The sequence below is a fragment of the Streptomyces hirsutus genome, assembly GCF_001418415.1.
Taxonomy (GTDB): Bacteria; Actinomycetota; Actinomycetes; order Streptomycetales; family Streptomycetaceae; genus Streptomyces; species Streptomyces hirsutus.
The window spans coordinates 1-12,541 of the sequence record NZ_LIQT01000360.1; the positions used below are offsets into that span (position 1 = coordinate 1).

8 protein-coding genes and 1 pseudogene are annotated in these 12,541 nt (G+C 72.0%); 4 read left to right on the forward strand and 5 right to left on the reverse strand.

Annotation, left to right across the window (positions count from 1 at the left end):
• Nucleotides 1-84: 84 nt before the first annotated feature.
• Both AOK11_RS25675 and AOK11_RS25680 read left to right on the forward strand, forming a co-directional pair.
• Nucleotides 85-1,803 carry a hypothetical protein gene (locus AOK11_RS25675; RefSeq protein ID WP_063793523.1) on the forward strand — a complete coding sequence of 573 codons (1,719 nt, stop codon included), beginning with the start codon at nucleotides 85-87 and terminating at the stop codon, nucleotides 1,801-1,803.
• Nucleotides 1,804-2,157: 354 nt separating this feature from the next.
• On the forward strand, nucleotides 2,158-3,735 hold the full coding sequence (locus AOK11_RS25680; RefSeq protein WP_055596102.1) for a sodium:solute symporter family protein: 1,578 nt from the start codon (nucleotides 2,158-2,160) through the stop codon (nucleotides 3,733-3,735).
• A gap of 77 nt (nucleotides 3,736-3,812) precedes the next feature.
• Here the strand turns inward: AOK11_RS25680 and AOK11_RS25685 are convergent, their stop codons facing one another.
• Together AOK11_RS25685 and AOK11_RS25690 are read right to left on the reverse strand one after the other, a co-directional pair.
• Complete coding sequence (locus AOK11_RS25685) at nucleotides 3,813-4,949, reverse strand: ADP-ribosylglycohydrolase family protein (RefSeq protein ID WP_055596103.1); 1,137 nt, start codon at nucleotides 4,947-4,949, stop codon at nucleotides 3,813-3,815.
• Nucleotides 4,950-5,115: 166 nt separating this feature from the next.
• The gene (locus AOK11_RS25690; protein ID WP_079035076.1) at nucleotides 5,116-7,899 is read right to left on the reverse strand and encodes a tetratricopeptide repeat protein; all 2,784 of its coding nucleotides are present in this window, start codon (nucleotides 7,897-7,899) and stop codon (nucleotides 5,116-5,118) included.
• A gap of 202 nt (nucleotides 7,900-8,101) precedes the next feature.
• Here AOK11_RS25690 and AOK11_RS25695 point away from each other — a divergent pair, with 202 nt between their 5' ends.
• Both AOK11_RS25695 and AOK11_RS46465 read left to right on the forward strand, forming a co-directional pair.
• Complete coding sequence (locus AOK11_RS25695; protein ID WP_055596104.1) at nucleotides 8,102-8,563, forward strand: hypothetical protein; 462 nt, start codon at nucleotides 8,102-8,104, stop codon at nucleotides 8,561-8,563.
• A gap of 156 nt (nucleotides 8,564-8,719) precedes the next feature.
• Nucleotides 8,720-8,914 carry a hypothetical protein gene (locus AOK11_RS46465; RefSeq protein WP_338058948.1) on the forward strand — a complete coding sequence of 65 codons (195 nt, stop codon included), beginning with the start codon at nucleotides 8,720-8,722 and terminating at the stop codon, nucleotides 8,912-8,914.
• 37 nt (nucleotides 8,915-8,951) lie between these two features.
• Here AOK11_RS46465 and AOK11_RS25705 read toward each other — a convergent pair whose 3' ends face one another.
• The 3 genes and pseudogenes from AOK11_RS25705 to AOK11_RS45370 form a co-directional block, all read right to left on the reverse strand.
• On the reverse strand, nucleotides 8,952-9,527 hold the full coding sequence (locus AOK11_RS25705) for a L,D-transpeptidase (protein ID WP_055596105.1): 576 nt from the start codon (nucleotides 9,525-9,527) through the stop codon (nucleotides 8,952-8,954).
• Nucleotides 9,528-9,645: 118 nt separating this feature from the next.
• The gene (locus tag AOK11_RS25710; RefSeq protein WP_055596106.1) at nucleotides 9,646-12,249 is read right to left on the reverse strand and encodes a bifunctional FO biosynthesis protein CofGH; all 2,604 of its coding nucleotides are present in this window, start codon (nucleotides 12,247-12,249) and stop codon (nucleotides 9,646-9,648) included.
• A gap of 132 nt (nucleotides 12,250-12,381) precedes the next feature.
• Nucleotides 12,382-12,541: pseudogene (locus AOK11_RS45370) on the reverse strand (LLM class F420-dependent oxidoreductase); the annotation flags it as partial.

A 12,541-nucleotide genomic window follows, 5' to 3' on the forward strand; every position in this document is an offset into this window, starting at 1 on the left:
GCCCCCACCACCTCCTCCGCGGCTCTCGGCACCCCGGCCCGCGTCTCCCGTCCCCAGGCCGTCGTTCTCGCGGTGCGCGCCCGGATGCTGCGGCATCCGGTGCTGTCCGTCACCGCGCTCGCCGGCGCACTGCACATCGTCTGGTTCTTCACGTTCGCGAACAGTGGCGGCGACCTCGCGGCGCAGGACGCCTGGGCCGAGTTCGTCGGCCGGCACCCCGACTCCGCGTACAACATGGCCTGGTACGGCGGTATGCACGCGGTGTCGTACAGCATGGTGTCGCCGTACCTGATGGCGGTGCTCGGTGTACGGACGACGATGATGCTCGCGGGGACGGTGTCGGCCGCGCTGCTGACGATGCTCCTCATCCGCAGCCGGGCCGTGCGCAATCCCCTGTGGGCCGCGCTCGCGGGGGTGTTCGGGCTGCTGGGCAACGCGGCTTCGGGGCGGGTGACGTTCGGGCTGGGCATGATGTTCGGGCTGGCCGCGGTCGCCGTGGTGTTCTGCTGGCCGTACCGCTGGCGCTACAAGCGCTGGGCGAAGGCCCTGTGCGCGGCACCGCTGGCGGCGCTGGCCACGATGTCCTCGCCGGTCGCGGGCCTGTTCGTGGGGCTGGTGGCGGTGGCGCTGTTCCTGCAGAAGCGCCGGCCGGGGGCGTGGGCGCTGGGGCTGGGTCCGACCGCGGTGGTGGCGGTGTCGGCCTGGATGTTCCCGTTCTCGGGGACGCAGCCGATGGGATTCGGTTCGGTGGTCCTGCCGCTGGTGTTCTCGGTCCTGGTGTGCGTCCTGGTGCCGCGGGAGTGGATCACGGTCCGGATCACGGCGGCGGTGTACGGGTTGGGGGTGGTGCTGGTCTGGCTGGTGAGTTCGCAGATCGGTTCCAACATGACGCGGCTGTCGATGCTGTTCGCCGGGGTGGCACTGGTGGCGGCGCTGCCGTTCGCGGCGCCGAAGAGCATCAAGTGGTACGCGATCGTCGTGGCGTTCGTCGGGTTCGTCGGGTGGATCGGCTTCAAGTCGGTCGACGACGTCGTGAACACGACGCCGGCCGCGTCCTGGGCGCGCGAGCTGGCGCCGCTGGTGAACGAACTCCAGGAGGTCGGCGCCGACAAGGGCCGCGTGGAGGTCGTCCCGGCGCGTTCGCACCGCGAGGCCTCGGCGCTCGCGCCGTACGTCAACCTGGCGCGGGGCTGGAACCGGCAGGCCGACATGGAGCGCAACCCGCTCTTCTACGACGACACCCTCAACTCGGCGAACTATCACGAGTGGCTCAAGCGCTGGGCCGTGCACTTCGTGGTGCTGCCGAAGGACACGCCGGACGGTGACGGCGGTGAGCGGGAGCGGGAGCTGGTGCAGCGGGGGCTGCCGTATCTCCAGCAGATCTGGGGCGACGCCAACTGGCAGCTGTTCGCGGTGCGCGACCCGTCCTCGCTGGCCGAGCCGAACGCGGTCGTGGAGCGGGCCAGCCAGAGCGAGATGACGATGCGGGTCGAGAAGGCGGGCCGGGTCGTCGTGCGCATCCCGTACTCGCCGTGGCTGAGCATCGTCGACGCGGAGGGCAACAAGCTGGAGGGGCCCCGGGAGACGGAGGAGTCCAGGAACCGGTCCGAAGACGGCGGGGACGGGGACTCGGACGACGGGCCGAAGACGTACGACAACCTCAACGGCTGCCTGATGGAGACCGAGGAGGACGAGAACGGCGACAAGTGGACGGTGCTGCTCGCGCCGGAGCCGGGCACGTACCGGCTGGCGGCGCCGTACGGCGTACCGCGGGGCACGCCGTGCCCGGAGGAGCTGCACTGACCGTGGCGGCCGGTCCTTGCCGCCGACCACCGACTGCAGACCGCGGACCGCGGACCGCAGACCGGACTTGAACGACTGCCCGGCGGAACGAGCCGGCGCGCTGTCGTGGCCGTCGCGACGCTCGTGGCCCTTCGCCAAAAGTTCAACATCATGAACGTCAGTCACCGACGTGAACATCTTTGCGCGCTCTTGACTCTCCACTTTCTTGTCGTGCCCACGCCTGCGCGCTCACGATAAGCGGGCACTTCGCGCCCTGCCGCAGACGCACCTCGGACCCACCGCACACTCACCCCGCTCGGGCGAAGTGCCAACCAGCTGAGCGGAGTTCACAAGGCGGACCCCGGAAGGGGGGACATGAACAGTCTCGACTGGTCGGTGCTCATCGGCTACTTCGCGGTGATGATCGCCATCGGTGTCTGGTCGCACAAGCGGGTGGACAACGTCAGTGACTTCTTCACGGCCGGCGGCAAGATGCCCTGGTGGCTCTCCGGCATCTCCCACCACATGTCGGGTTACAGCGCGGTGATGTTCACCGGCTACGCCGGCATCGCGTACACGTACGGCGTGACGTCCTTCGTCACCTGGTCCTTCCCCATCGCCCTCGGTATCGCCATCGGGTCGAAACTGTTCGCCCCGCGGATCAACCGGCTGCGCTCCCGGCTCCATGTGGCGTCACCGCTGGAGTACCTCAAGAACCGCTACGACCTGAAGACCCAGCAGGCGCTGGCCTGGTCCGGCATGCTGCTGAAGATCGTGGACGTGGGCGCGAAGTGGGCGGCGATCGCCACCCTGCTGGCGGTGTTCACCGGTGTCTCGCTCAACGAAGGCATCCTCATCACCGGCGCGGTCACGGCGATCTACTGCACCATCGGCGGCCTGTGGGCGGACGCGCTGACGGAGTTGGGTCAGTTCGTCATCCAGCTCCTGGCCGGTATCGCCATGTTCGTCGCGGTGGTGGCCGAACTCGGCGACCACGGCGGCTTCTTCGGCGTATGGGACGAGCCAGAGCTCCAGGGGCACGCGGAGCCGCTGGTCGGGCCGTACGGCACGATCTTCCTGCTGGCGTTCCTCTTCATCAAGCTGTTCGAGTACAACGGCGGCATGCTCAACCAGGCCCAGCGGTACATGGCCACGGCCACACCCCGCGAGGCGGAGCGCTCGGCGCGGCTCTCGGCGGTGCTGTGGCTGGTCTGGCCGCTGGTGCTGTTCTTCCCGATGTGGATGTCGCCGCTGCTCGTCGAGTCCCAGAAGGCGGACGGCTCCGACTCCTACGCCCTGATGACCGAACAGCTGCTGCCGCACGGCCTGTTGGGCCTGGTCATCGTGGGTTTCTTCTCCCACACGATGGCGATGTGCTCCTCGGACGCCAACGCCATCGCGGCCGTGTTCACCCGCGACGTCGCCCCGGTGCTGTCCGCGAGGGCACGGCGGTGGAACGACCGGTCGGGCCTGGTCGCGGCCCGGGTGACGACCGTGGTCTTCCTCGGCCTGTCCATGGCGGTGGCGACCCAGGTCAACTCGCCGACGTTCAAGGACATCATCACCGTGGTCATCAAGTGGGTGGCCGGTCTGATGGGCCCGATCGCCATCCCGATGATGCTGGGTCTGCTGCGTCCGTTCCGCCGCTCGGGGCCGACCGCGGCGCTCACCAGCTGGTCCATGGGCCTGCTGGCCTTCTGGCTGGTGAACTACCCGATCGACTGGGCCGTCGAGGGGGGCGTGCCCCTGGAGTACCAGGTCTCGATCCCGCTCGCCGTCTCACTGATCCTGTACGTCCTGATCGGCTACGCGAAGCCGGAGGACACTCCGGAGCGGATGGCGGTCATCGAACGCATCAACACCGACGGCGACGACGGCTCCGCCGCGGCGGCGGTACCGGCCCCGGCGAAGGCCCCGGACGCGGCGTCCGCCCGGACACCGGACAGTCCCTGACCCCGGGGCCTCTCCATGGCCTCTCCATGGCCTCTCGGAGCCTCTCGGGGGTCGCCCCCCGGCCGGGGAGGGAGGCATCACCCGGTCAGGGCGCCTCCCGCCCCACGCGGGTAGCGCGCCAGCCAGGCCGGGGACGAGGCGGCCGGGCCGTGCAGGGCGGAGCCCTGGGTCATCTCCATGGCGAAGTCGTCGGCGAGTTCCAGGATCGTGGGGCGGCCCTCCAGTTCGGCCAGCCAGGCCGGCGGGAGGGCCGTTTCGCCGTGCAGGGCCCCCAGCAGCCCGCCGGTCAGCGCACCGGCCGCCGCGCTGGGCCCGTCCATGTTGACGGCGAGGCACAGCCCGTGCCGTACGTCCTCCCCCACCAGCGCGCAGTACACGGCGACGGCGACGAGTCCCTCGGCCGTACCCTCCCCGGCGAGCCCCGCGATCCGCTCCGGCGTGGGCATCCCCTGCCGTACGGTTCCCAGCGCCTGCTGCAGGGCGTCCGACACCGGCTGGTGCCCCGGCCGTGCGGCCAGCAGCACGAGCGCCCGCTGCACCGCCGCGTCGAGGGTCTCGCCCCGGGCCAGACCGTGCACGATCACCGCGTACACACCGGCCGCGAGGTAGGCGGCCGGACGGCCGTGGGTCTGTGCCGCGCACTCCACGGCGAGCTGGGCGACGAGCTGCGGTTCCCAGCCGACGAGCAGCCCGAAGGGCGCCGAGCGGGCCGCCGCCTCGGGGCCCGCCTCGCCGGGGTTCTTGGGCGCCTCGGGCGTGCCCATGGTGTCGTCCCCGAGCCCGACCAGCAGCGCGCGGGTCGGGTCGCGGCGGGCGTAGAGCCACTCCTCGCGCGCGAGCCACCCGTCCTCCTTGCGGCGCTCGTCGGGCCCCCAGTCCCGCTGGGTCGTGGCCCAGCGCAGGTACGCGCGGTGCAGGTCGGTCGGCGGGTGCCAGGCCCCGGTGTCGCGCCGCACCTGGGCGCGGATGAGGCCGTCCACGGAGAACAGGGTCATCTGGGTGAGATGGGTGACGGCGCCGCGCCGGCCGTGGGCGGGGGCGGGTCCGGTGATCCCGGCGGCGCCGTGCGCCTGCCGGATCGCGTCGATGTCCTGCCCGTCCACGGGCGTGCCCAGCGCGTCCCCGAGGGCCACGCCGAGCAGCGTCCCGCGCACCCGGCTGCGGAAGTCCTGCTGCTCTCGGCGCCCCCAGACGGGCCCGGTAGTCGCATCCACCCAGACCTCCCGGACACCGTGCGTACGTGCGACGCCAAGCACTGTATGCGAACAGGGACGGTCGGTTCAGGGCACGGAGAGGTATGGGAGCAGTGACCGAAGTGACCGACCTGACCACACCTGGTCACCTACGCCCGGCCTCGTACGGTGTCCGGGACCGAGTGCGTCAGCTGGGGGCCGGGCCGTGCTCCGGACCGTGCGCGGAATCGTGCGCGGGAGGGTACGCGGGAGGGTGCGCGGGATCGTCGAGACGGCGTCGGACCTCGTCGCGCTGGGTCCGTGCCCACGCGTACGACGGGCTCTGCTCCAGGGCGCGGTCCAGGTCGGCGAGCGCCTCCGTGTGGCGGCCGAGGCGGGAGAGGGTCACGCCCCTGCTCGCGTACGCCGACGTGTACGCGGGGTCCAGGGTCAGGGCCCGGTCGAAGTGGACGAGGGCTTCCTCGTCGCGGCCCGCGGCGCGCAGGGCGTCGCCGCGTTCGCAGTGCGCCCAGGGCGAGTCGGGCTGCAGCAGGACCGCGCGGTCCAGGTCGGCGAGCTGCCGGGCCGGGTCACCGAGCTCCCGCCAGGCGCGGGCCCGGCGGATGAGGGCCCAGGGGTAGTCCGGTTCGAGTTCCAGGGCGCGGTCCAGGTCGGCGAGCGCGGCGGCCGGGTTGCCGAGGGCGAGGCGGGTGGCGCCGAGGGAGGCCCAGGCGTAGGAGTGCGCCGGGTCCAGGGTCAGTGCCTTGCGGAGATCCCGCAGCGCGGCCGGATACACCTGGCGGGCCCGGTGGTACTCCCCCATCAGGGCGAAGGTCTTGGAGTCGTCGGGGGCGAGGCCGGCGGCCTGCCGCAGGTGGACGAGGGCGGTGGCGTAGTCGCCCCGGGCGGCCAGGGCGACGGCCTGGCTCCGGCGGATGCGGGCCGCGGTCGCCGGGGGCAGCTCGACGTCCCACCAGCCGGACGGCTCCCGCTCTCCCGCGTCCTCGTCCACGTCCTCGTCCACGTCCATGTCCATGTCCATGTCCATGTCCTGCGCACTGTCCGGTACCGCCCCGACCGGCTCCCCACCGGCGGGTGCCGCGCCATCGGGTGCCGCCCCGACCGGCGCAGGGCCGGCCGTGACGGCACCGGGCAGCGAACCCTGGAACGGCCCCGCGGTCCGCGGCACCTCTCCGGGCGACGCCTCCTCGGGCGGCCGGGCCTGTGGCGGCACCGCTGCGGGCGTCTCGGTCCGGTCCACCCGGGCTGACAGCAGGTCCCTGTCGTCCTCCGCCGCCGGCCGTGGGCGCAGGCGTCGGACCGCATCCATCGCGTCGCGGGGAAGCACGTCCGGGGGCGTGAGCGGTGGCGGGCTCGGGAGCCGGTCCAGCAACCGGACCATGACGGCGTGCGTGCCGCCCGCGTCGAGGGCCTCCGACAACTCCCGGCCCCATCGGGCCACTGCCTCGAGGCCCGCGTCCCGCCCCGCGTCCTCCAGGAGCCGTGTCCATCGCCCCGCTACGGACTCGCCCTGGTCGCAGGCCTCGACGAGGTCGCGCAGCGCCTGCGCCGGCACGGACCGCTCCCGTGCGCACAGCAGGTGGTACGACTCCGCGAGCCGCAGTTCCCGCCACTCCTCGTCGGCCCACAGCTCCGCGGTGTCCCGTCCTGCCTCGACCTCCTCGCGCCACCGCAGGAAGACCGCCGCCAGCCGCCGTTGCCGCTCGGCCCACCCGCGCGGAAACCAGGTGCGCTGCATGCGGAGCATGGGCGCGCGGACGACGTCGTGGTACCGGAGCCGCGACGCCTGCTCGCCGACGAAGGGAAGGCCCCTCAACCATCCGTACAGCTCGTCCAGTTGGCTGTCGCCGCACTCCCTCTCGGCCTCACTCCCTTCCAGGACGGCCCCGAACACGTCGGCGTCCAGCCACCGGGGCAGTGCGCCCGCGAGGGCGGCGGCCCTGCGCACGGGGTCCTGCTCCCACTTCAGGAACCGGTCGACCGCCGTGACGCTGGGGTCCTCCACGTCGTCGGGGCCGGTGGGCCGGCTCTCGGCGAGGGTCGACACCAGGACCGGCAGCCCGCCGGTGAGCCGGAGCACCTCGGCGACGACCGGGTCGGCGACGACGCCCCGTGCCGCGAGCAGTCCGCGCACCTCCGCCTCCGTGAACGGTGCGAGCGGGAGGGCGGTCATGTGGTCCGCGAACCCGCTCCACCGGGCGGGATCGGCACGGCGCTGGCCGGCGGTCACCACGACGATCGTGGCGGGGAGCAGGCCGTGGCGGTCGGTCGTCATGAGGTCGTGCAGCCAGCCGTCGAGGAAGCGGCCGGTCTGCTCGTAGGTGTCGAGGAGGAGAACGGCCCACGGCACGTCCGCAGCGGCGTCGGACAGCTCGTCGACCAGGACCGGGGTGAGGGCGCTCTCCGGGGACAGGACGAGCTGCACGTCCTCGTGACTGCGGAAGCGCGCGCTCAGTCCGGCCCGCAAACGGTCGGCTCCCTGGGCCAGTTGGGCGGGGTCGAGGATGCCCGCGAAGGGGCCGACGCCGGGAACCATGCCGAGCCCGGCCAGTCCGGCCCGCGCGACGGCCATGCTTCCGGCCGACGGAGTTCCCTCCACTTCCGGGGCCAGCGCGGCGAGCGCGGCCGCCTCCGCCTCGTGGAGCCGCTCCCGGTGACTGACCAGCAGCCGCTCCAAAGACTTGAACCGGTGCCCTTGAGCGGCGAACTGACGGCACATCACTTCCAGTGCCTCCGGGACGCTCCCCGCGCTCTCGTCGACGTACGCCGTCAGCGCACCGCGCTCCCGCGCGATCTGCTCGAACTCCCGGACCAGGAAGGTCTTCCCGACGCCCGCGTTGCCGTGCACGTGAAAGAGGAACCGGTGCCGTTCGTCCTCGGGAGGGGTGTCGAAGTTGGCCCGGAACAGGTCCAGTTCGGCACTACGGGCCACCAGTCCGGCACGCCGACGCCGCTGGATCAACTCCTGCATGGACAGTCGCCCCTGCGCCACCCGTACGCCCTTTCACCCCGAGACCGACGGGCCCATTCTGACCCACCGCCCCCCGGACCGCGGGCTGCCGCAGGGAGAAGAAACCCGCCATGTCCACCACCACTCCACGCGTCGCGCGGACTCGACGAGGGCTGACGCCGTCGATTGACTTCGGAATACGTTCCGAAGTATGGTTTCCTGTATGTCCACTCCCACGGTCGCCTTCTCCGAGCTCTCGAAGAACTCGAGACGGGTCGCCGAAACGCTCGACCGGGCCCACCGTGTGCACATCACACGTCGGGACGGCGAGGACCTCTACCTGACCACAGCCCGCCATGACCAACAGCGCGAGGAAACCGCGGACATCACGGCCCGCCTCCTCGCTGCCCTCGTTCGCAGCGATGCCGGCGAGCGGGCCATACTGCGCGCGCTCCCCTCGGTCTTCCCCTGGGTCCGTCACCTGTCCACGGAAGAACTGCAGCAGCTCGTGACCGACCTCATCGACGCCACGCACGACGTCGCCCAGCTGGACATTCACAGCGAACTCCACCGCGTCATCGTCGAATGGCGCGCGACGGCCCGCATCCTCGCCGACCCCGAACTGACCGCGCAGCTCACCCGTCGACTGCCGGACGAGGACCACGGCGAGGTGACCGCGCCGTGACCCCGAAGCGTGGCGACGATGTCGCCCCGCCCTCCGTGGGTGACGAATGGCACCTGCGGTTCGCGACGAACGAGGCAGCGAAAGGATGGGGGCGAACTGGGTGCGGAGGCGCCGGGAAACACGCGGCGCTGTTTCGAGGCCCTGCGCACTGATCCGTTGTCCCGGGCCGACCTCGATCGTCAGCACCGGCTGCGCGGCCGACTGGCCACGGGCAACCTTCGCGGCCAGGACTTGGCCCAGTGGGAGTACGAGGTGACAGCGGGCGGCCGGGTTCGCTACCTCGTTGACGAAGAGCGCCGGACGGTCCACCTCGTGTACGCGTCCACCCGGCATCCCAGGGACACCGACTGATCGCCCACGGCGGCATCGGATCGGCCGGGGTCTGCCGCTATTCGACGACCCGGACCGTCGTGCCCGTGGTGCCGAAGGTCCACAGGGCCTCGCCGTCGTCCTTGGCCACGCGGATGCCGCCGGTTTGACGGCCTTCGGCGGGTGGGGGCGAGGAGCCGTCGACGGCGTTGGAGAAGGCGATGGAGACGCCGGACTTCGCGGTGAAGTACATGATGTGCTCGATGTCCACGCCGTCGCTGCCGGTCGTGGCCTCGCTGCGGGTGCCGATCGTGTACGTACCGGGGTCGGGGTCGACCGTGCCCGGCCAGACCTCGAAGGAGCGGCGGGGGGCGTCGCTGGCGTCGACCAGCCACACCTGCTGGGTGTCGAGGGAGTAGACGATACGGCGGCCGGTGCCGGAGCCGGCCGGGACCGCCGACGCGTCCGCCCCCTTCTCCTTCTCCTTCGGTTCGGCGGACGGTTTCGCGTCCGCCGTCGCCGGTGTGCTCGGGCGGCTCGTGGACGCGGTGGGCTTCGTCCCCTGGTCCGCCTGGACACCCAGGACCGCCACTACGGCTATCGCCCCCGTGGTCAGCCCGGTCACCCAGGCCCACGAAGGAAGACGGGCAGGCACCGGTACGCATCTCCTAGGTGTGGCGGAGTTCCGCCCCCTCGAACCGGGGGCCAGATCATCGTACTGCCCGGCCTGCCTCGGCTCCCCCCTCGAGAGCCCCGTTCCCGTCCGTCTCCGCTCACTCCCGGCCTCGGTCCAGCACCGGCAGCAGTTCCGGCAGGTGGCCGTCCGAGGCGCGGGCCGCTTGCTGCCGCTCCTCGGAGACCTCGCCGTACAGGGTGGTGCGGGGCCTGGCCGGGCGGCCTGCCGCCTCCGCCACCGCGATCAGGTCCTTGACGGACTTGTACGAACCGTAGGAGGAGCCCGCCATGCGGGAGATGGTCTCCTCCATGAGGGTGCCGCCGAGGTCGTTGGCGCCGGAGCGGAGCATCTCCGCCGCGCCCTCCGCGCCCAGTTTCACCCAGCTGGTCTGGATGTTGGGGATGTGCGGGTGGAGCAGGAGGCGGGCCATCGCCGTGACCGCGCGGTTGTCGCGGGTCGTCGGGCCGGGGCGGGCGATGCCGGCCAGGTAGACGGGGGCGTTGGTGTGGATGAAGGGAAGGGTGACGAACTCCGTGAAACCGCCGGTGCGCTGCTGGATGCCGGCCAGGGTGCGCAGGTGCCCCAGCCAGTGGCGGGGCTGGTCGACGTGGCCGTACATCATCGTCGAGGAGGAGCGGATGCCCAGGTCGTGGGCCGTCTCGACGACCTCGATCCAGGTGGCCGCCGGCAGTTTGCCCTTGGTCAGGATCCAGCGGACCTCGTCGTCGAGGATCTCCGCCGCCGTGCCGGGGACGGTGTCCAGGCCGGCCTCCTGGGCGGCGGTCAGCCATTCGCGGATCGACAGGCCGGTGCGGGTGGCGCCGTTGACCACCTCCATCGGGGAGAAGGCGTGCACGTGCATGCCGGGGACGCGTTCCTTCACCGCCTTCGCGATGTCGAAGTACGCCGTGCCGGGCAGGTCGGGGTGGATGCCGCCCTGCATGCAGACCTCCACCGCGCCCACGTCCCACGCCTGCTGGGCGCGGTCGGCCACCTGGTCCAGGGAGAGCGTGTAGGCGTCGGCGTCCGTGCGGCGCTGCGCGAAGGCGCAGAAACGGCAGCCGGTGTAGCAGACGTTGGTGAAGTTGATGTTGCGGGTGACGATGTAGGTGACGTCGTCGCCGACCGCCGCCTTCCGCACGTCGTCCGCGATCCGGCACAGGGCGTCCAGCGCCGGGCCGTCGGCGTGCAGGAGGGCGAGGGCCTCGTCGTCGGTCAGCCGGGTCGGGTCGTCGGCCGCCGTCGCCAGGGCCTGGCGTACGTCGGTGTCGATGCGCTCGGGCCGCATGCCGGGGACGGCGGCCTCGCGCAGGGCGCCCCAGTCGCCGTACACCTCGTCGAAGTCGTCGCGGCGGTCGCCGGTGCGGCCCTCGGTGTCGATGGTGCGGTGCAGGTCGGTGCGGCCGGTGGCGGTGAACGCCTCGTCCGGCTCCTGCCAGGGCAGCCCCTCCGGGAGGACACCGGAGCGCGCCAGGCCCGTGGCCGGGTCGGCGAGCGCCGCCACGTGCGGGCGCAGCCGCGGGTCCAGCCAGGGCTCGCCGCGCCGGACGAACTCCGGGTAGACGCAGAGACGTTCCCTCAGCTCGAAGCCCGCCGAGCGGGACCGTTCGACGAGTTCGTCGATCTGCGGCCAGGGGCGTTCGGGGTTCACGTGGTCGATGGTGAGCGGGGAGACACCGCCCCAGTCGTCGATGCCCGCCGCGATCAGCCGCTCGTACTCGGAGTCGACGAGGTTGGGCGGGGCCTGGATGCAGGCGGTGGGGCCGAGGACGTGCCGGGCGACGGCGACCGCGGCGATCAGCGCGTCGAGTTCCGCGTCCGGCATGCCGCGCATCGCGGTGTCCGGCTTGGCGCGGAAGTTCTGGATGATCAGTTCCTGGATGCCGTGATGGGCCCGGGAGATCTTCCGCAGCGCGAAGAGGGACTCGGCGCGCTCCTCGTACGTCTCCCCGATGCCGATGAGGATGCCCGAGGTGAAGGGGACCGAGGAGCGGCCGGCGTCCTCCAGGACGCGCAGGCGGACGGCGGGTTCCTTGTCCGGCGAGCCGTGGTGCGGTCCGCCGGGCTCGGACCACAGGCGGGTCGCGGTGGTCTCCAGCATCATGCCCATGGACGGCGCGACCGGCTTGAGGCGCTGGAAGTCGGTCCAGGTCAGCACGCCCGGGTTCAGGTGGGGCAGCAGGCCCGTCTCCTCCAGGATGCGGATGGAGATGGCACGGACGTACGCGATCGTGTCGTCGTAGCCGTGCGCGTCGAGCCACTCGCGCGCCTCGGGCCAGCGGTCCTCGGGCTTGTCGCCGAGGGTGATGAGGGCTTCCTTGCAGCCGAGCGCGGCGCCCTTGCGGGCGACGTCGAGCACCTCGTCCGGCGACATGAACATCCCGTGCCCGGCGCGGCGCAGCTTGCCGGGCACGGTGACGAACGTGCAGTAGTGGCACTTGTCCCGGCACAGCCGGGTCAGCGGGACGAAGACGCTCTTCGAGTACGTGATCACTCCGGGCCGGCCCGCGGCCAGGAGGCCCGCGTCCCGGACCCGGGCGGCCGAGGCGCACAGGTCCTCCAACTGCTCACCGCGCGCCTGGAGCAGAACGGCCGCCTCGGTGACGTCGAGGGAGACACCGTCCCGTGCTCGTTTGAGGGCGCGACGCAGGGAGTTCTCGGTCGGGCCGGTTCCGGAGGTCGCGGATGCCGATGTCGTCATTCCTTGAGGATACGTTCGGGGTGATCAGGGCAAAGAGGGACCCATGGAGGGGGGCGGGGGTGCTCATCGGCCGTCGTCGTCCGACGCCGTCCGTCGTCCGACGCCGTCACCGGACCACCTCACCGGACCGCGTCACCGGGCGTCGACGAACGGCTGGTACGCGTCCAGCGCCCGCAGTACCCCCGCCTCCCCCTCCGGCGGCAGCTGCACCACGACCTCCTCGATCCCCAGCCCGGCGTAGTGGGCGAGCTTGTCCGGGGTGGGCCGGACCGCGTACGGCACGACCTGGAGG

What these genes read in the sequence shown, in the direction of transcription:
- AOK11_RS25675 (WP_063793523.1), top strand. Translation starts at nt 85, where the DNA reads ATGCTGCGGCATCCGGTGCTGTCCGTCACCGCGCTCGCCGGCGCACTG.
- AOK11_RS25680 (WP_055596102.1), top strand. Translation starts at nt 2,158, where the DNA reads ATGAACAGTCTCGACTGGTCGGTGCTCATCGGCTACTTCGCGGTGATG.
- AOK11_RS25690 (WP_079035076.1), bottom strand. Translation starts at nt 7,899, where the DNA reads ATGCAGGAGTTGATCCAGCGGCGTCGGCGTGCCGGACTGGTGGCCCGT.
- AOK11_RS25695 (WP_055596104.1), top strand. Translation starts at nt 8,102, where the DNA reads ATGTCCACTCCCACGGTCGCCTTCTCCGAGCTCTCGAAGAACTCGAGA.
- AOK11_RS25710 (WP_055596106.1), bottom strand. Translation starts at nt 12,249, where the DNA reads ATGACGACATCGGCATCCGCGACCTCCGGAACCGGCCCGACCGAGAAC.